This is a genomic window from Gilliamella sp. ESL0232 (assembly GCF_013346885.1).
GTDB classification, from domain to species: domain Bacteria; phylum Pseudomonadota; class Gammaproteobacteria; order Enterobacterales; family Orbaceae; genus Gilliamella; species Gilliamella bombi.
On sequence record NZ_JAAEDW010000001.1, the window covers coordinates 337,187 to 355,513 of the forward strand.

General features: G+C 33.3%; 16 protein-coding genes and 2 pseudogenes. 10 read left to right on the top strand and 8 right to left on the bottom strand.

Annotated features, from left to right (window positions below):
* Window position 1: 1 nt before the first annotated feature.
* Genes GYW75_RS01525 through nikA form a run of 5 tightly spaced genes read right to left on the bottom strand, consistent with a single transcriptional unit; the run spans window position 2 to window position 4,992 of the window.
* Window positions 2-781 (bottom strand): ABC transporter ATP-binding protein, encoded by a 780-nt coding sequence (locus GYW75_RS01525; RefSeq protein ID WP_085164094.1) that lies wholly within the window; start codon window positions 779-781, stop codon window positions 2-4.
* The gene (locus GYW75_RS01530; protein WP_174798171.1) at window positions 782-1,636 is read right to left on the bottom strand and encodes an ABC transporter ATP-binding protein; all 855 of its coding nucleotides are present in this window, start codon (window positions 1,634-1,636) and stop codon (window positions 782-784) included.
* On the bottom strand, window positions 1,633-2,463 hold the full coding sequence (gene opp1C / locus GYW75_RS01535) for a nickel/cobalt ABC transporter permease (RefSeq protein ID WP_085164092.1): 831 nt from the start codon (window positions 2,461-2,463) through the stop codon (window positions 1,633-1,635). Before opp1C ends, GYW75_RS01530 begins: the two co-directional genes overlap by 4 nt.
* Window positions 2,460-3,404 carry a nickel/cobalt ABC transporter permease gene (gene opp1B, locus GYW75_RS01540; RefSeq protein ID WP_065589797.1) on the bottom strand — a complete coding sequence of 315 codons (945 nt, stop codon included), beginning with the start codon at window positions 3,402-3,404 and terminating at the stop codon, window positions 2,460-2,462. Before opp1B ends, opp1C begins: the two co-directional genes overlap by 4 nt.
* A 22-nt stretch (window positions 3,405-3,426) precedes the next feature.
* On the bottom strand, window positions 3,427-4,992 hold the full coding sequence (nikA, locus tag GYW75_RS01545) for a nickel ABC transporter substrate-binding protein (RefSeq protein WP_085164091.1): 1,566 nt from the start codon (window positions 4,990-4,992) through the stop codon (window positions 3,427-3,429).
* Window positions 4,993-5,292: 300 nt separating this feature from the next.
* On the opposite strand from nikA, the pseudogene rhlE reads away from it, so the two are divergent.
* The 5 genes and pseudogenes from rhlE to GYW75_RS01565 form a co-directional block, all read left to right on the top strand.
* Window positions 5,293-6,570: pseudogene (rhlE, locus tag GYW75_RS01550) on the top strand (ATP-dependent RNA helicase RhlE); the annotation flags it as partial.
* 55 nt (window positions 6,571-6,625) lie between these two features.
* Window positions 6,626-6,961, top strand: a complete 336-nt coding sequence (locus tag GYW75_RS01555; RefSeq protein ID WP_085164089.1) for a YggL family protein — start codon at window positions 6,626-6,628, stop codon at window positions 6,959-6,961.
* A gap of 85 nt (window positions 6,962-7,046) precedes the next feature.
* On the top strand, window positions 7,047-7,355 hold the full coding sequence (locus GYW75_RS01560; protein WP_174798172.1) for a hypothetical protein: 309 nt from the start codon (window positions 7,047-7,049) through the stop codon (window positions 7,353-7,355).
* Window positions 7,356-7,780: 425 nt separating this feature from the next.
* Entirely contained in the window at window positions 7,781-7,909 is a 129-nt protein-coding gene (locus GYW75_RS12520; RefSeq protein WP_255456960.1) for a hypothetical protein, read from the top strand.
* A gap of 122 nt (window positions 7,910-8,031) precedes the next feature.
* Window positions 8,032-9,465: a hypothetical protein gene (locus tag GYW75_RS01565; RefSeq protein ID WP_174798173.1), complete on the top strand. Its 1,434-nt coding sequence runs from the start codon at window positions 8,032-8,034 to the stop codon at window positions 9,463-9,465.
* 102 nt (window positions 9,466-9,567) lie between these two features.
* On the opposite strand, the gene GYW75_RS01570 is transcribed toward GYW75_RS01565, so the two are convergent.
* Window positions 9,568-11,160, bottom strand: coding sequence for an ABC-F family ATPase (locus GYW75_RS01570; protein ID WP_174798174.1), 1,593 nt, complete (start codon window positions 11,158-11,160; stop codon window positions 9,568-9,570).
* Between the two features lie 739 nt (window positions 11,161-11,899).
* On the opposite strand from GYW75_RS01570, the gene GYW75_RS01575 reads away from it, so the two are divergent.
* From GYW75_RS01575 to GYW75_RS01590, 5 genes and pseudogenes are all read left to right on the top strand, one after another.
* On the top strand, window positions 11,900-13,660 hold the full coding sequence (locus GYW75_RS01575) for a hypothetical protein (protein ID WP_085164085.1): 1,761 nt from the start codon (window positions 11,900-11,902) through the stop codon (window positions 13,658-13,660).
* Window positions 13,661-13,929: 269 nt separating this feature from the next.
* A pseudogene (locus GYW75_RS12655) lies at window positions 13,930-14,016 on the top strand (riboflavin synthase); the annotation flags it as partial.
* Between the two features lie 101 nt (window positions 14,017-14,117).
* Entirely contained in the window at window positions 14,118-14,672 is a 555-nt protein-coding gene (locus GYW75_RS01580) for a YbhB/YbcL family Raf kinase inhibitor-like protein (protein WP_065589802.1), read from the top strand.
* A 25-nt stretch (window positions 14,673-14,697) separates the two neighbouring features.
* Window positions 14,698-15,480 (top strand): AraC family transcriptional regulator, encoded by a 783-nt coding sequence (locus tag GYW75_RS01585; RefSeq protein ID WP_085164084.1) that lies wholly within the window; start codon window positions 14,698-14,700, stop codon window positions 15,478-15,480.
* A gap of 213 nt (window positions 15,481-15,693) precedes the next feature.
* Window positions 15,694-16,551 (top strand): carboxylate/amino acid/amine transporter, encoded by an 858-nt coding sequence (locus GYW75_RS01590; protein ID WP_174798175.1) that lies wholly within the window; start codon window positions 15,694-15,696, stop codon window positions 16,549-16,551.
* Window positions 16,552-16,564: 13 nt separating this feature from the next.
* Here GYW75_RS01590 and GYW75_RS01595 read toward each other — a convergent pair whose 3' ends face one another.
* Window positions 16,565-17,521, bottom strand: coding sequence for an AEC family transporter (locus GYW75_RS01595; RefSeq protein WP_034910537.1), 957 nt, complete (start codon window positions 17,519-17,521; stop codon window positions 16,565-16,567).
* A 7-nt stretch (window positions 17,522-17,528) separates the two neighbouring features.
* Window positions 17,529-18,302 carry a peroxide stress protein YaaA gene (gene yaaA / locus GYW75_RS01600; RefSeq protein ID WP_174798176.1) on the bottom strand — a complete coding sequence of 258 codons (774 nt, stop codon included), beginning with the start codon at window positions 18,300-18,302 and terminating at the stop codon, window positions 17,529-17,531.
* Window positions 18,303-18,327 lie beyond the last annotated feature (25 nt).

Consider the following 18,327-nt stretch of genomic DNA (forward strand, 5'->3'; position numbering starts at 1 on the left):
TTTAAAAACCTAAAATAGATTTAAGAAGTTGTTTAGAGTAAACATTATTAACCTGATTTAAATTGGCTATTTTATCAACTTGTTCGACAATCTGTCCTTGATAAAAGAAGATCACCCGATCGCAAAGATAAGTGATAGTCGCTAAATCATGTGTAATAAAAATGGTTGTTAAATTTAACTGTTTTTGCAGATCAACTAATAACGATAAAACTTGAGTTTGAACAGTAATATCAAGTGAACTTACTGCCTCGTCAAATAAAACAAATTTAGGTGAACAGGCAATTGCTCGTGCAATACAGATACGTTGTAATTGTCCACCACTCATTTCGTGGGGAAATCGATGATAAAATGATTCATTTAATCCTACTTGTTCTAATAGTTCAATTACTCGCTTTTTAAGTAGGCTTGCAGTAAGTTTGTCATAAATATAAATGGGTTCGGCAATAATTTCAGCAGCGGTAAAATAAGGGTTAACTGAAGTGTTGTAGTCTTGAAACACAGCGCTTATTTCTCGTCGCATTGGAGACTTTCGCCATGCACGTTGTCCTATATCTTGCCCATTAAAATAAATTTTGCCACTATCAGGTTTTTCAAGCCCCAAAATTAGTTTTCCAAGTGTACTTTTACCGCTTCCGCTTTCTCCTACAATACCTAAACATTCGCCTTGGTATAAAGACAAAGAAACATCTTTAATAATTGGCGTTTTTTTGCGATTAAATAAACCTTGATTAGGTTGTAAGAAAGATTTTTTGAGATTATTAATTTGTAATAACGGCGTCATTTAGATAGTCTCCAATCTATTTGGGTGGATAACGTCGTTAAATTTGGCTAATAACTGTTTACGAGTATCAATTAAGTAACGTGTATAATCATTTTTAGAATGATAAAAAATATGATCGCAACTACCTTGTTCTATAATCTGGCCTTGATTCATTACAATAATATGATCAGCGATATGGTGAATAACACTTAAATCATGCGAGATAAATATCATTGCTGTTTTCGATTTTTGTTTGATATTTTTTAATAATTGCAGAATATGAAGTTGACTAATAGAATCCAACGCTGTGGTTGGTTCATCGGCAATAATTAATTCAGGTTCAAGCATTAATGCTATTCCGATCATGATTCGTTGTAACATGCCACCACTTAACTGATGCGGGTATTTCTTAAAGATTTGTTTTGGATCATTAAGACCAATGTCAGCAATCATAGTTAATGTTTTTTCAATAGCTTGTTTTTTACTAATTGTCAGATGTGCCAATAACGTTTCAACCACTTGATTGCCAATACAATAAAGCGGATCAAAAGCATTCATTGGATGCTGTAGTATAGCCGAAATAGCATTGCCACGAATATGGCGTAATGTTTCATGGTTTTGTTTTAATAAATCACCATTTGATTGTAATGTTATTTTAGACTGTTTAGGGTTAAATAAAACTTTGCCTTGAACCGAAAAGTAGGGCTCTAATAAACCGATAATAGCTTTGCTAGTTAAACTTTTACCGCAGCCACTTTCGCCCACAATACCTAAACATTGATGATGCTCAAGGCAAAAGGAGATATCATTAAGCAGTGTTTTGCCATTATCCAGTGTTACAGTAAGATTCTTAACCTCAAGTAATTTATTATTCATGCTGTTTTTTCCTTAGGATCAAGAATGTCACGTAAACAATCACCAAGCATATTAAATGCAGCAACCACAATTAATATTGCAATTCCGGGGTAGAGCATTTGCATAGGATGCTGCATCATAACGTTTTTTGCTTCACTTAGCATTAGTCCCCATTCTGGAGTTGGTGCTTGTATGCCAAGCCCTATGAAAGATAAAGCTGAAATATTTAAAATTACCCAACCAGTATCTAGTGTGGCTAACACAACTAACTCTGACATTACATTTGGTAATAAGTGACGGCGAATAATAAATGAATGTGGTGCGCCAATTGCTCGGGAAAATAAAATATAGTTTTTACGGCTATATTTGATAACCGAGCTGCGAATCATACGACTATACCAAGCCCATTTGACCATAATATTGGCAATGATAACGTTCTCAATACCCACACCAAGTACGCCTACAATAGCAAGAATCATTACTTGGCTAGGAAAAGAGAGCATAATATCGCATAAACGCATAATACACTCATCAAGTTTACCTCGTTTATAACCTGAAATTAGGCCAATTATTGCACCAATAACAATGGTAATAATCATGGTTAATAATGATAAAAATAACGTGGAGCGAATGCCATAAAGTAGTCTTGAAAAAATATCACGTCCAAGATGATCACAACCTAACCAATGTTGAGCAGACATTGGGGCGTATTTACGAATAATACGTACTTTATTGGGATCAAATGGTGCAATATAAGGGGCTAAAATACCTAATATAATGATAGTTGCAATGATAATTAAACAACATAATGCAGTTTTATTTTTACAAACCTGCTTAAGTACATTCATGACAAACCACCATTATCACGTAAACGAGGATCTAGTAAATGATGAATAACATCGACAATAAAATTACATACCACAAATAATATTGCCATAATTAAAATATAAGCTTGGATAACGGGGTAGTCTCGATTCATAATAGCTGCAATACATAACCGTCCAAGTCCTGGCCAGGAAAATATATATTCAACCACAAATGAGCCAGCAATTAATTGCGGAATTGTCATCCCTAATGCGGTAATAGTGGTATGTAACGAATTGATTAATACATGCTTAAGAATAATTGTTCGTTCTTTTAGTCCTCGGCTACGTGCATAAAAAACGGAGTAGTTACGCATGTTTTCTAGCATGTTATTACGAATAAAACGAATATAGGTTGAAATATAAACGAATGATAGCGTTAAAGTTGGTAGGATTAGATTTTGCCATGTGCCATATCCATTAGTTGGAAGTAAATCTAAATAATTAGCAAAAAACCAGATAAATAAAAGCCCAAGCCAGTAGCTCGGCATAGCCGTGCCTAAAAAAATTATAATACGTAAAATATGATCAAAAACTGAATTAACAAAAATGGCACATAAAATGCCTAAGATCAGACTAATAATCAACGTAAAAATAAATGAAGATAATGCTAAAAGCAGTGTTGGTTGTAAGCTTCGAATGATCTCATCTAATACTAGCCTATCTCGATGTACAAAAGAACGACCAAAATCAAGTTGAAAAACGTTATATAACCAACTGATGTAACGGTTCCAAAATGGTTCATTTAAACCTAACTCTAGGCGCATACTTTCAATAGCATCAGGCGTGGGCATAATTTCATTTAAACGTAATGCTACTTCAGCAGGATCAGAAGGGGCTAAATTAATAAGTAGAAAAGCGATAAACGAGATACCGATAATAATCGGTATCATCATAATTAAACGTTTAAAAAAGTAATTTAACATTATTACTAACTAACAAAATAAATTAAAAATGCATTTTCTCAAAGGGAATGTCAAACTGCGAAGGAGCAAATTCAATACCTTTTAGTGATTTTATGGCGATAGCTCGGTTGCGTTCATAAGTTAACGGAATATAGACCGCTTGGTTATGCAATGTTTCAAGCACATAACGGTAAAGATCTTGACGTTCTTTTTCATCAGTTGAAATTAATGCTTTACTAATGCTTGCATCAATTTGAGCTTTCTCTTTCAATCCTTGTTGTGCCATATAATCACCATATACTGGTAATTTCATGCCAGACATAAAAGATTGTGGGTCATAAGGCATTCCCCAAGAAATATCAAATACCATATCAAAATCACCAGCTTTTTGGCGATCACGATAACCTTGTTCTTCTTCTCCATGAATGTTAAGTTTTAAACCAACCTGTTCAAACTCATCTTGCATATATTGTGCGATAGTTTTTTGAGATGCAGTATTGCTATCATAATAAAGAGTTATTTCAAATGATTTGCCATCTTTTTGACGGTAATTCTGACCTTTTTGTTTTAGCCAACCTGCTTTATCAAGTAGTTCTTCGGCTAATTTAATATTATATTCGTAAGGTTTTAACCCAATATTTGCATAAGGAATATTAGTAGCCATTAATGTATCAGCTGGCGCTTCGCTACCATTGAAGATACCTTCCGAAATATCTTTTTTATTTATGATATGTTCGATTGCTCGGCGCACATTAGCATCGCTTAAAGCGGGTCGAGTGGTATTCATCAATACGATACGGCTTGATACAGGTTTTGACATTAATGTTTGAAATTTATCAATTTCTGAAAACCGTTCAAATGAATCGGCATCCACCATATTTTTACCATAAATTAAATCAATTTCACCTTTTTCAAGTGCCATTAAACGGCTTTGGTTGTCTGCTATAACTTTCATGGTAACAGTTTTCAGTTTTGGTTGCTCACCCCAATAGTTAGGATTTGCGTTAAAAACAGCATACTGATCTTTTTTATGATCACCTAAAATATAAGGGCCTGTACCAATATAAGATTTAACGCCATTTTTTGTTTCACCATCGATCATTGAATTCGGTGAAATAAAGCGCATGGGTCTGGTTACTGCAATTTCAATCAAAAACGGGTAGTAAGGCTCTGACAGATTAACTTGAAGAGTATAATCATCTACCGCTTTGACTTCAGTAATTAAACGTACCATTTCAAGCCATGTATGGCGCACTTTATTTGACAGGACTGCATCCCAGTTTAATTTTGCACTGTGAGCATCGAATTTAACACCATCACTAAAGGTAACATCTTTTCTCAGTTTAAACGTATAGGTTTTTCCTTGGTTTGTAATAGCCCAGCTTTCGGCAAGCCAAGGAGAAAATGTGCCATCTTGATTATAATGAACAAGCGACTCATAGAGCATATTTTGAGCCCACATTTCACCTCCATAAAGGTGTGGATTCAAATCGCGTATATCTCGGAAGTTTGCAAAAGTGATATCATCTTTTGCAAAACAATTAAAGCTAAAAAGCGATAAAATTGAGACAATTAATAACTTTTTAATGTGGCTAAAGTTTAAAAGCATGTTTAATCCAGTAAATTATTATTAAAGAGTCAAATATTAACATAATTGCAAATGATAATAAATATCATTTATCTATCTTAATAGGTAAACACAATTCAAATCAATACTCTTTTTTATAACATATTTATATATTAAAGGTGCTCCAATAATTTTAAGTAAAGATTTGTGTAATATTTTAAAATTTGGATTAGTATACATAATAGTCGATAAGTAAATTTACAAAATAATCAAACAAATATTATTGAATTGCTTTATAATACATATGAATAATTTATTTTTTATTTATTTAGGATACATTTCATGTCATTTGGCTCTCTTGGTTTAGATACTGAGATTTTAAAAGCAATTCAAGAACAAAACTATACCGATCCAACTCCCATTCAACAACAAGCTATACCTGTAATCTTATCTGGTAAAGACCTTATGGCGAGTGCACAAACAGGAACAGGTAAAACGGCAGGCTTTGGTTTACCAATATTACAAAAACTTATTGAACAGCAAGCAAAAGAAGCTAATAATCCAAAACCTAAAAAAGGCAAACGTCCTTTATATGCCTTGATTTTAGCCCCAACGCGCGAACTGGCTGCGCAAATAGGTGAAAATATTCGTGATTATAGTCGTTATTTGTCCATTCGTTCATTAGTAGTTTTTGGTGGGGTGAGTATTAATCCGCAAATGATGAAATTGCGCAGTGGTGTGGATATTTTAATTGCAACACCAGGGCGATTGCTTGATTTACAGCAAAAAAATGCGGTGGATCTGTCAACGATTAAAATACTGGTGTTGGACGAAGCTGATCGCATGTTAGATATGGGATTTATACATGATATTCGTCGTGTGATTGCCAAGCTACCTAAAAAACGGCAAAATTTAATGTTTTCGGCAACTTTTTCGGATGAAATAAAAGTTTTGGCTCAATCTATTTTGCAGTCACCTGAATCTGTTGCTGTAGCAAAAACCAATAGTGCTTCAGATCAAATTACTCAATATGTTCATCGAGTTGATAAACGTCGTAAGCGTGAGCTACTGTCTTATTTAATCGGTAAAAATCAGTGGCAACAAGTGTTAATTTTTACACGAACCAAATATGGTGCAAATCATTTAGCGGAACAATTAACGAAAGATGGCATTAAATCAGCAGCTATTCATGGGAATAAAAGCCAAGGAGCTCGTACAAAAGCATTAGCTGATTTTAAAAGCGGACAAATTAGGGCATTGGTTGCCACAGATATTGCCGCTCGAGGTCTTGATATAGAGTTATTACCTTACGTTGTTAATTATGAGCTCCCTCAAGTTGCTGAGGATTATGTTCATCGTATTGGTCGAACAGGTCGAGCGCAGAATCAAGGGCAAGCTCTCTCGCTTGTGTGCATTGATGAATTGCCACAATTAAAAGCAATTGAAAAATTAATTAAAAAAAAGATTCCAGAATTAACAACCAAAGGGTTTGAAGTTGATCCAAAAATTAAAGCTGAACCTGTAAAAAAATCGCCACCAAGGCGTGCGCCAGCAAAAAAAAGAAGTTCATCTTCAAATCGATCGTCGCAATCCAATCAAAATGGTGTGAAAACCTCCAATAAACATAATCACACTAAAAATAAGCAAACTTATATTTAATAAGAAGGAAATTATTATGGTAAATCGCAGCAGACGTTTACGAAAAAAATTACACATTGAAGAGTTTAAAGAATTAGGTTTTACCGTTAGTTGGTCGTTTGAAGAAGGTACAACTGAAGAAACTTTAGATAATATTGTCGATCAGTTTATTCTTGAGGCTGTTCAACCCAATGGTTTAGCTTATGAGGGGAGTGGTTATTTAAATTGGAAAGGGATTATTTGCACCCAAAAACTAGGCAATTGTACCGAAGAACATCGTGACATTGTCACAAAATGGCTAAACGAACACGGTCTAAAAAGTGTTAAAACTAGCCCACTTATCGATATTTGGTGGGATGAATTAGAATTCTAATCTATTGGTGATCTCTAAATAGAAAATAGTCACTGGTGTGGCTATTCAAGTACAATATAGTATTTCGGTAAGGAGTACTTATATAATGAACGAAGGTACTATTTTTAAACTTGATAAAAAGTATACGCCTTTTTTATTCAAAGCGATAGAAGCAGCAAAGAAAAGCGAATTTGTGACCAAATGTAAATACGATATCGATCATTTTTATATATCTTTTAATAATTATATAAGAATAAATAATGGATTTAGCTGTTATACAATAAGTTTTTATTCGAAAGAGATAACGCAAGATAATTGGATGGACATTGGGGCAGGCGGAATAGTTATAGATGATATAAATGTTGATATAGATATTGATTCTGGCGATGTTATTTCCATTTATGCAAGCCGTTAACATAAATAAGAATTTATAAAAATTATTGGTATATAAAAATAATTACATTAGCGGTTATATTATAGCTACTAAAATTTTTTAAATTATTTAATAGTAAATCGCTTTATATATTGGTACAGCTATTTTTTTCAATGATAGATTATCAACGGATGATATTACAACTTTAATATGCATTGCTTTTTTATAATTTTCTTTCTAACTGTAAGTAAAAGATATCCAAGCTAATATTTACAAATCTTAACAAAAAGGTCAGCATTTTATATTTAAATGATGTTATTTTTTATTTACAATATAGGCTTGTTTTAGTGAGTTACTATATTTCTTTTTTATCTAAAACAAAAATGATTTTATAAAAATTAATCGATACACTATATAAAAATATTATATTAAACAATTACTTGAAATATTGAATAGGTTATGGTAGAATGAAAGAAGCAACACAACACAACACAACACAACACAACACAACACAACACAACACAACACAACACAACACAACACAACACAACACAACACAACACAACACAACACAACACAACACAACACAACATTAATTTATTCTTTGTGTAAAAAAATATTATCAAGTAAATTCCTCAAAAATTCATTCTTTGTTTATAAAAATTGCCATAAATACATTATTTATTATCTTAGATTGATAAAAATACGAAAAATTCAGATGATAAATTTCATCTTTTTTATCTTTATGACATTATTGACCATTACTAATAGTTATGCTGCTTTATCTGCAAAGACAATAAAAACAATTGAAGGTTCAGCCCCTTATATCAAATTAAATGGCTCTGCTATTAATGAACTGGCTGATTTATTGAGTTTTCAAAAACCTGATAGTTCCTCTAATTATGTAGTAATTTATCCATCGATAAATAAAGTAATTTATGCGCATAATGGGGACAAATTTAATCAATTTATTACAAAAGTTGTTGCTGATGGACAACCAAAACGTTTATCAAATATTGTGGGAGTAAGTTATGGTGATGATGATGGTGATTTCGCTCATTCAACTATGGGAATAACAGGTACATTAACTGCTACTTGGCGTTATCGACAGTCAGATGGTACGATAAGAACGTTATCTGCTGATGAATTAAAAAACAAATTAGATTCATGCCAAAGCCCATATCAATTGACGATTAGCGCTAATGGTGTTAAAGCGCAATCTCAATATGGTATACCATTTGAACATGCTTATGGTAGTCTTAGTAAAACGTATACAATAAAAGTTGATGATTTCAAAGTTTGCTATATAAAGCCTGCTAGTTTACAAATTTATGATGCTTCTGGCGTTAACAAAAACACTTGTACCAATACAACAAATTGCAAATTTATTGGTGGTTATAATCCTAGAGTTTTCTTCCCTAATGAGGGTTTTTCGGCTTTGGCTCCTACTAAATTCCCCACAACGGCTTTTGATAAAGCAAAATTTACTTTAAGAATGAGTAATGAACAAAGTGATTATATTTATACATCAAGTAATCCAAATTTAGTCTCAATAAGTAATGTAGCGGGAAGTGAAGGTGTTGTTACCTTTAATTCATCCGTTCATCCCAATTTACCTTTTAATGTAATTTTAACAGCAAAGACAAAACCCAATACAATAAGGCCTTCAAAAACGTTTATTTATTCTTTTACCATTAAAAAATGGATACGAGCACTTCCTCCAACACAATATAAAACAGAGGAGTATTTAAATACTGGAAATGGTATTTTCCCTGCAGCTAATGCTTGTGCTGGACGTGATTTAGGGATGATTAGTGCAGAAGAAGCGGCAAGTTATTTTTATTCACCAATGGAACTCAGCAATGCTCCAAGTGCAGCAACAGCTGTAAGCGGGAATGGAACTGGATCATTTCCTGAATGGTATCATAATCGAGAAGCCCGATTATCTCGAGATATAGATGGGACGTTTTATGGTGAATGGGGGAATTTATATAAAGGTTATCCTAAGAATGGTTTTGATTTATCTCAAGGATGCACTTGGAGTAGTCAGGCGTATACAAATGAACTTATATTTGGCATTGATATCCAAAATGGTTATGTTGGTTATAATTTGCTTAAATATGATGGATGCACTCCTGTTTGTCGAAAATAGCATCGATAAAAAGCTACTTTAGCATTGTATAAAAACAATAAAAATTATTAACATACAGAAAATAGCCACATTCGTATTTGTGGCTATTTTTAGTATGGTTAATTATTCAATCCCTTGGCTACGCAAGTAATCTTCATAATTACCTGTATAGTCAATCACTTTTTCAGGTGTGATTTCAATAATTCGTGTTGCCAACGAACTAACAAATTCACGATCGTGTGAAACAAAAAATAGCGTGCCTTGATAAAGCTCTAATGCCATATTGAGTGATTCGATAGATTCCATATCTAAATGGTTGGTTGGCTCGTCCATAACAATAATATTTGGGCGTTGCATCATCAATTTACCAAATAACATACGTCCTTTTTCACCACCTGATAGTACTTTGACTTGCTTTTTAATATCATCTTGTGAAAATAACAATCGGCCTAAAATACTACGTACGGCTTGCTCGTCATCGGTTGGCTGCTTCCATTGACTCATCCAGTCAAATACAGTTAAGTCGCCTTCAAATTCGTATTCGTGATCTTGTGCATAATAACCAATATTGGCATTTTCAGACCATTTTATATCGCCTTGTTCGGGAGTAAGCTCGCCCATTAGTGTTTTTATTAATGTCGTTTTACCAATACCGTTAGTCCCTAAAATAGCGACTTTTTCGCCCACTTCGACCATTAGGTTTAAGTTTTTAAATAGTGGACCATTATCAAAACCTTTGGTCAGGTTTTCAACAACAAGCGCATTACGGAATAGTTTTTTATCTTGTTCAAAACGAATAAATGGATTTTGACGACTAGAGGCCTTGACTTCTTCAAGTTTAATTTTTTCAATTTGTTTTGCGCGCGAAGTTGCTTGTTTTGATTTAGACGCATTGGCACTAAATCGACTAACAAAAGATTGTAGCTCACTGATTTGTGCTTTCTTTTTGGCATTGTCAGCTAATAAACGCTCTCTCGCTTGCGTTGATGCTGTCATATAATCATCATAGTTACCAGGGTAGATGCGAAGCTCACCATAATCCATGTCTGCCATATGGGTACAGACCATATTTAAAAAATGGCGGTCATGCGAAATAATAATCATGGTGCTTTCGCGTTGATTTAAGGTGTCTTCAAGCCAACGGATAGTATCGATATCCAAGTTATTGGTCGGTTCGTCAAGCAATAAAATATCGGGATTTGAGAATAAGGCTTGGGCTAATAATACTCGTAATTTCCAGCCTGGTGCGATTTCGCTCATTAATCCATAATGTTGCTCAATTGGAATACCAACACCTAATAATAATTCACCCGCACGAGCTTCAGCGCTATAACCATCCATTTCGGCGTATTGGGTTTCTAAATCAGCAACTTTAAAGCCGTCTTCTTCGCTCATTTCGGGAAGTGAATAAATGCGATCACGTTCTTGCTTAATCTGCCATAATTCGGTATGCCCCATAATTACGGTATCAAGCACGGTAAACTCTTCAAAAGCAAATTGGTCTTGGCGTAACTTACCTAATCGTTCATGAGGATCTAAAGCAACATTGCCAGAGGTTGGCACTAAATCACCACCAATAATTTTCATAAAAGTTGATTTACCACTGCCATTGGCGCCAATTAAACCATAACGATTGCCATTACCAAATTTAACTGAGATATTTTCAAATAATGGCTTACTGCCAAATTGCATTGTGATGTTATTTGTACTTAACACTAGAATTTACTCTCTTTAACATGCGTTTCACTCATATAAGTAATAATTAGCCTTTGAGTGAAGTCGCGGAAATATGAATTGGCGCATATTATGCCATAATTAATCATTTTTGAGGATCTTTGTTTTAGATAACGGCATTTAAGGAGGATATATTTAATATATTGTAAGGCATATGGAAAATCAGTGATATTTACTCTTTATGATTAAAATAATTCCCTAAATTCTACAAGATGTTAACCGTTTATCAAATTGCTTTAAACAACGTGAATCATTTCTAAAATTTATTTTTATTTTTGTTTCCAGGTTAATAGCGGAAAAATATCATCACTTGATATTACCATAATAACTCATTGATTTCCCTTAAAACCTTTTGAGTGAAAAATTCATTTAAATCAACATTCTATCTGAGAGATTTTTATTGTAACATGCACTAATCTTTTAAACATCTGAAGTGATTGATTTGTCGTTGAAAACTATCGACAAATCAATCCCAACAAAATTTAAATTTTATACTTAATTACTTTTTATACTGAAACACATAGTTACCTGAAACTTTTTGACAACATTCTCAGGGTTTTCATCGCAGACAAAAGCGCCCTAATGAATCAATAATTATCTTTTTACACTCCTTAACAAATACCCTAATTTCAAATTTGAAAAAACCGTTTAACCTATTTATACTTTATATTGAGTATATAAAATTAAAATAAATATATATTGAAACAAAGGAATTAGAAGCATGTTAACATGTTGTTTAATAGCTAGCTATCACTTGAGTTTATTTTTTGGATTGAAAACAAGACGTAATTTATTGATGGTAAGCATTACCAATTCGCTAATGCCTTTTCATTTAGGATTAAATTCGAATTTTAATTTACTTATAAAATCTTCAAGGTTTTTATTATCTCATTTTTCCATCACACTATTATTTATTGTTATAAGTCTATTATTAACTGCCAATATCAATATAGCAAATGCGTTAAGTGCGACAACCAGTAATGTAATCAATGGTAGTGCACCATATCTAACCTTTGATGGTGGATTAACTAAGGCAGAAAATACCGAAGCATTACTTGCAATAACTTTAGCAGATGAAATGGAGATAAAAGCAAATGAAGATGTATCAAGCTTCATAAAGCCGATAGAGCTACCACAAAGTATAAAAAAGTTTAGTGATATAAAAACAGTGGTGCCACTCCCAACATCAGGGAATAGCTATTATCCAAGTTTTGATTTAAATAATTTAATTGGTACTCCATACAATTATTGGGGCGATGATGATGGCGATGGTGATATAAGTGCCACTGGAAGTATAACTGTAAAGTGGCAAGATAATATGGGTAACGATATAACAGCAAACGTAAAAGCAAACCCAACCGAATTATTAAGTACTTCATGTGCTGCAAATTATCAATTAACGATAAAAGCAACCTCAGGCGAATTATCAACACGGTATGGTTCACCTAAAAAAAGTACTTTTAATGCAATAGAGCACACTTATTATATTAAACCACATAAAAATAATATAACCCCTTGTTCTGTATTATATGCACAACCCAATTTGGCCCATGATGACACTGCTTATGGCGACTATTATAATGAAAATTCAAATGGTGAGACATGGGTTGCTTGGAAGGGGTACAAAGTATCGAGTGCATCAAATAATGGAAATTACGAAAATGACTCAAGCATAAAAGAAAATAACTTTCCAAGTACAGGATCGCATGGATTGTATTTTTATTTGTTATTTGAAGGTATAACGCCAGCCGAAGTATTAGCAGCCAATGGTAATCTAGTTAGTGCAGAAGAGGGGGGAAATGTCAGTTTAATATTAAGCACCGAAAATACGCCAAGATGGAGGCATGAGTATTATGGACCTAAACCATATGGGTATAGCGAGCCAGGTTTGAAGATAACGTTAAAAGGGCCGCGTTATAACTCAAATGATAAAAGTTTTAACCCTGTAACTTTTAAACTGTATGCTGATAGCAGTAAGAACAAATTATTATATGAATTCAGGCTAATGCGTTGGTATATAGCACAGCCTAATGTTGTGTATAATGGAACAGGAAATGGCACAGATGCTCAAACAGCTGTAAGGAATTATTGTCACAGTTTAGGAAGCGGTTATCGAATACCTGATATGAATGATTATACGAACACTAATAGGAGAGGTTGGTCAGGTGGGATACCTGGACGGAATAAATGGGCTGCTCTTCGTCAATTGAGTTACCAAACTGGAGGAAGATGGATAGGGGGAATATTGAATGAATGGGGATGTATAGTCAATGACTGGAATGCTGCAGGCTCTGGTGGTGCATCCAAATGCAATGGTTATACTGGAACCGATTGGGATAGCTATATGTATTGGAGTGCAGATGTGTCATTAAGTGGTGATTATAAAGGTAAAGGAATGTGGGTAATATCGAATGTTGGTGCACCTCGTGTTTTCGGGGATTTTTCCTATTCAACTTATCGCGCTGTCTGTGTTACACCATAAAAAGACATTAATGGCAAATCCTTTGCACAGGATAGTTGCTGGTGAAATCTGTTTATCTCTAGGATTTACTAGCATTGTTTACAGTAATTTGAAAAATTGCTGTAATGGATATACATAAAAAACAAAACTAACGCCTTATTACAGACAAGAGATATGGCGCTTATATCATAAACGGTCACTGATTTGGCTAAAAGCTTTATGGTCATTCGCCCAACCATTTAACGTATTAAAGAAAGCCCGATTGAAGCTTTTGCCTTTTTGACAAGTAAGTAGGAGACAAAGTCAAAATTGAAATTGACTCACAAACTCAAGCCATTGTTGATATGGTTGAACGAGTATTAGCCGCAAGAGAATGATAATATTAATCGAATTTGTGTCATATTTAAGCTAATTTGTGCTGATTATAGATTGAAAATTCCTTATGATGGCTTTTATTTAATAGTTAAAAGAGGTTAACATGCGTATTTTGTACAAAGCGAAAGCCATTATTTATAGTACATTATTATTGAGTACAAGTTGCAGTAATGCGGCACAATTACAATTAACTAGCACTGATCTTGTCGATAGCGGGTTTACTGCTCGGTTTATATCCAATCAATTTGGTTGTCAAGGCGAAAATATATCTCCGCAAATTTCATGGCAAAATCTACCCAAAGCGACAAAAAGTTTAGTATTAACTATGTATGATCCTGATGCACCAACGGGTTCTGGTTGGTGGCATTGGGTGATTGTTAATATTCCTGTACAAACGCCGTTTATTAAACAATCAGCAGGAAATAATCCCAATTTATTACCTAAAGGAAGTAGGTTAGTACGTAATGATTTTGGCGTGATAAATTACGGTGGTCCATGTCCTCCGCTAAATTCGACTCATCGATATCAATTTACACTTTATGCACTAGACATTGATCACATTGAGGTTGATGAACAAACCACACCAGCTCTAATTGGTTTTATTGCTAATTCGCATCAAATAGCGAAGGCAGATATGATTTACTCCTACTCACGTTGATATTGGTTAATAGGCTATTAGGATTATGGATTTTGCTTCAATTGGTCGAGTGACTTATATAACACAACGTTGTAATCAAACCCTAAAGCAGATTCAAAGCAATGATCCAATGATTGTCTATGTCATAAATGGCGAAAAACAGATTGAATGTGAGGGCGAATATTTTAAGGTAAAAACAGGTCAATTAGTCCTGATTCCAGCAGGTAATTTAATGAATATAAATAATTTTTATATTGATGATAAGGATTATCAAGCCATCTGTTATTCTTGGCATGCACAGTTAATAGACCAATTTGCTTTATCTCATCTTTATCAGAATAGTCAAATTCTTAAAAAAATTAAAGTTGAAACAATATTACCTGAAACTTTTATTACTCGATTGGTACAGATTAAAACAGAATTATTGACCCATAACCAATGCAATTCTAATCTTGTTAAACATTTATTTATTGAATTATTAATTAGATTATCTGCATTTGGTGTGTATTTTCCCCTGAATAATAACCCAAAAATTAGCCAAAAAATTCGCGAAATTATTAACCAGCAGCCAGACAAAAAGTGGCAGGCAGCAGAAATTGCTAAACAATTTGCTATGAGCGAATCAACTTTACGACGACATCTTGCTTTAGAAGGATATAATTTATCCAAAATTATCTTAGATATAAGAATGAATTTTGGTTTAATGCTGTTACAAACTACCCAAAAAACGATCCTACAAATTGCCCAAGAAGTGGGATATGAATCAGGCTCTCGTTTTGCTTTTTACTTTAAACAACGTTTTGGTTTTTCACCAAAGAGGCTACGTTAGTCAATTTTTTATCACTAACATTTAATTTTATTTATTAAATTTTTTTATGCATGTCCATTACCATGGTTTCTCAGACTATTGTATATAGCGTTAGCAATTCCTAAAGATTGTCAATTATTTTATCATAGTAATCAATTTTTATGATATAAAGTTTACAAGTGTTAAGCCAATTGATACGATGCGTCTCTATTATTTTCTTTATATCCATCAATTATGCTTTATCTTATTTTTGTAACAATTATTTGGTCGTTTTCGTTTAGTTTTATTGGTGTTTATATCAGTGGACAGGTTGATACTTGGTTTGCTGTGGTTATGCGTGTTGTGTTAGCATTTATTACCTTTTTGCCTTTTTTACACTTTAGAAATATTAAGCTTAAAACCCTATTTCTTTTAATGGGGGTTGGGGCTTGTCAATTAGGGGTTATGTACTTTTTTTATTATAATTCCTTCCAATATATTTCAGTACCTGAAGTGCTGTTGTTTACCATTTTTACACCAATTTATGTCACGGTTATTTATGATTTACTGCAACGTCATCCATTACGATTGAGTTACCTTTTTACGGCAATAATAGCTGTTATTGGTGCCGCTATTATTCGTTATGATCATATTAGTACAAACTTTATTATTGGTTTTTTATTAATTCAAGGGGCTAATATTGTTTTTGCCTTAGGTCAAGTAGGGTATAAAAGGATTATGGAGGTTTATCCAATGCCCCAACATCAAGCTTTTGCTTGGGTTTATTTTGGATCAGTGATTGTTGCCAGCTTTGGCTGGCTGCTGTTTGGTGATGCATCAAAATTACCAACAACTAATTTGCAATGGGGAATTATTATTTGGCTTGGAATAGTGGCTTCTGGTGTGTGTTACTTTTTATGGAATTTTGGCGCGACAAAAGTTGATTCGGGTACTTTGGCTATTATGAATAATGTGGTTATCCCAACAGGGATTTTAGTGAATGTGGTTATTTGGCATCAATCATTAGACTGGTTACGCTTTATATTAGGTAGTGTAGTTATTGTGTTGGCACTATTGCTACACTACAAAATTAAAAATCGATCATTGAGTTAAGCACAATAAGCAGTTAAGGTAAATGTGTCATAATCGATAAAATTAGCGGTGTTGTAATAGAAGACAGCGTCGTTGATATTAGTAAGCTTGAAGCAATAGGTCCTTGTAACACTTCAAACTGTCTTGCCATCATATAACAATTTATTGCAATTGAAACCGAACTAAGTAATACCACTACCTGTAATTCCAAAGTTGGTAAACCTAATAGTTTACCCATAATGTAAGTAACAATTGGCAATGCAGCTAATTTTAAAATACAGATAGAGGTCGTAATAAGTAATTTGTCGCGAATTTTATATTCAGCCAGTCCCATACCTAGCACAATTAATGAGAGTGGTGCAGTCATATCGCTGACCATTTTTGTTGACTGATTGATAAATTTGGGCATAGGTAATCCAATATAATTTACGACAATCCCAGTGAAAATACCTATAATAATAGGATTTTTTGATACGTTTTTTAATGCTTTGATAAAGCTCCGTCCAGAAAATTTACCCATTTGAACAAATTCAATTGATACGGTAGCAAGTGTCCATAAAATCAGAGCGTTAAATATAACAATAATGGCTACAATGGGGATTGCTTTCTCGCCAAGTAGCATTTTGATGATGGGAATGCCAACAAAGACGGTATTAGTATAAATACCACCCATAGCAAAAAGTGTACTTTCTGAACCTGTTAATTTAAATAATTTTGATGCAACCAAACAACCAAACGCAAAGACGATAAATGATCCACCAAAAAAGACAAATAACACTTTTATATCGATTTGCGACTGTTCAGAAAAATGACTCATAATCTGAAACAGCATTATGGGGAATGCAATATAAAAAGTAAATTTAGTTAAGCTATCGGTTACTGTTTTTTGCCAACGACCAATTTTAACAGCTAAATATCCTAATAAAATTAAGATAAATAAAGGCAAAGTAGATAAAAACTGTGCCCATAATGTAGTAAGAAATTCCATCATTATTATTTTATTGATGATTGCGTATAAAGTACCATTCTAAGTCAGTTGATCGTTTCGAATCAAATTGATAGCCTTCTAGATTAAAACTTTTAATATCGTCACTCTTTTCAATGCAATTTTTTATAATGTATCGGCTCATTAGTCCGCGTGCTTTTTTTGCATAAAAACTGATAACTTTATAGGTATCTTTGCTTTGATCTAAAAAAATAGGCTGAATTATAGTTGCATTTAATTGTTTTGGTTTGATCGCTTTGAAATATTCGTTTGAGGCTAAATTGATTAATGTGCGATGTGATGTTTTGGCTAGTTCACTATTAAGGTGTTGAGTTAATTTATCGCCCCAAAATTGATAAAGGTTACTGTTATCGCCATTTTTTAAGCGGATCCCCATTTCTAAACGATAAGGTTGAATTAGGTCAAGTGGTCTTAAAATACCGTAAAGGCCTGATAATATTCTTAAATGGGATTGTGCAAACTTTAGATTTTTATCAGTAAAATCTTCAACATGTAATCCTTCATAAACATCACCTTTAAAAGCAAGTATAGCTTGTCTTGCATTTTCAAGATTAAAATCACTATGCCAATCTTTAAATCGCTCATAATTAAGTTCGGCTAATTTTTTGCTAATAGACATTAAGTTAGCTAAATTCTCAACACTTAGTTTTTTGCAATCTTGAATAAGTTTTTTAGTTAAGTCAATAAATTGAGGAAGTGTGTAATTTGGGGTTAATAATGGAGATTGGTAATCCAAAGTTTTCGCCGGAGAAATAATTGTTATCATACGTATTTAGCCTATTGTGTTTTGC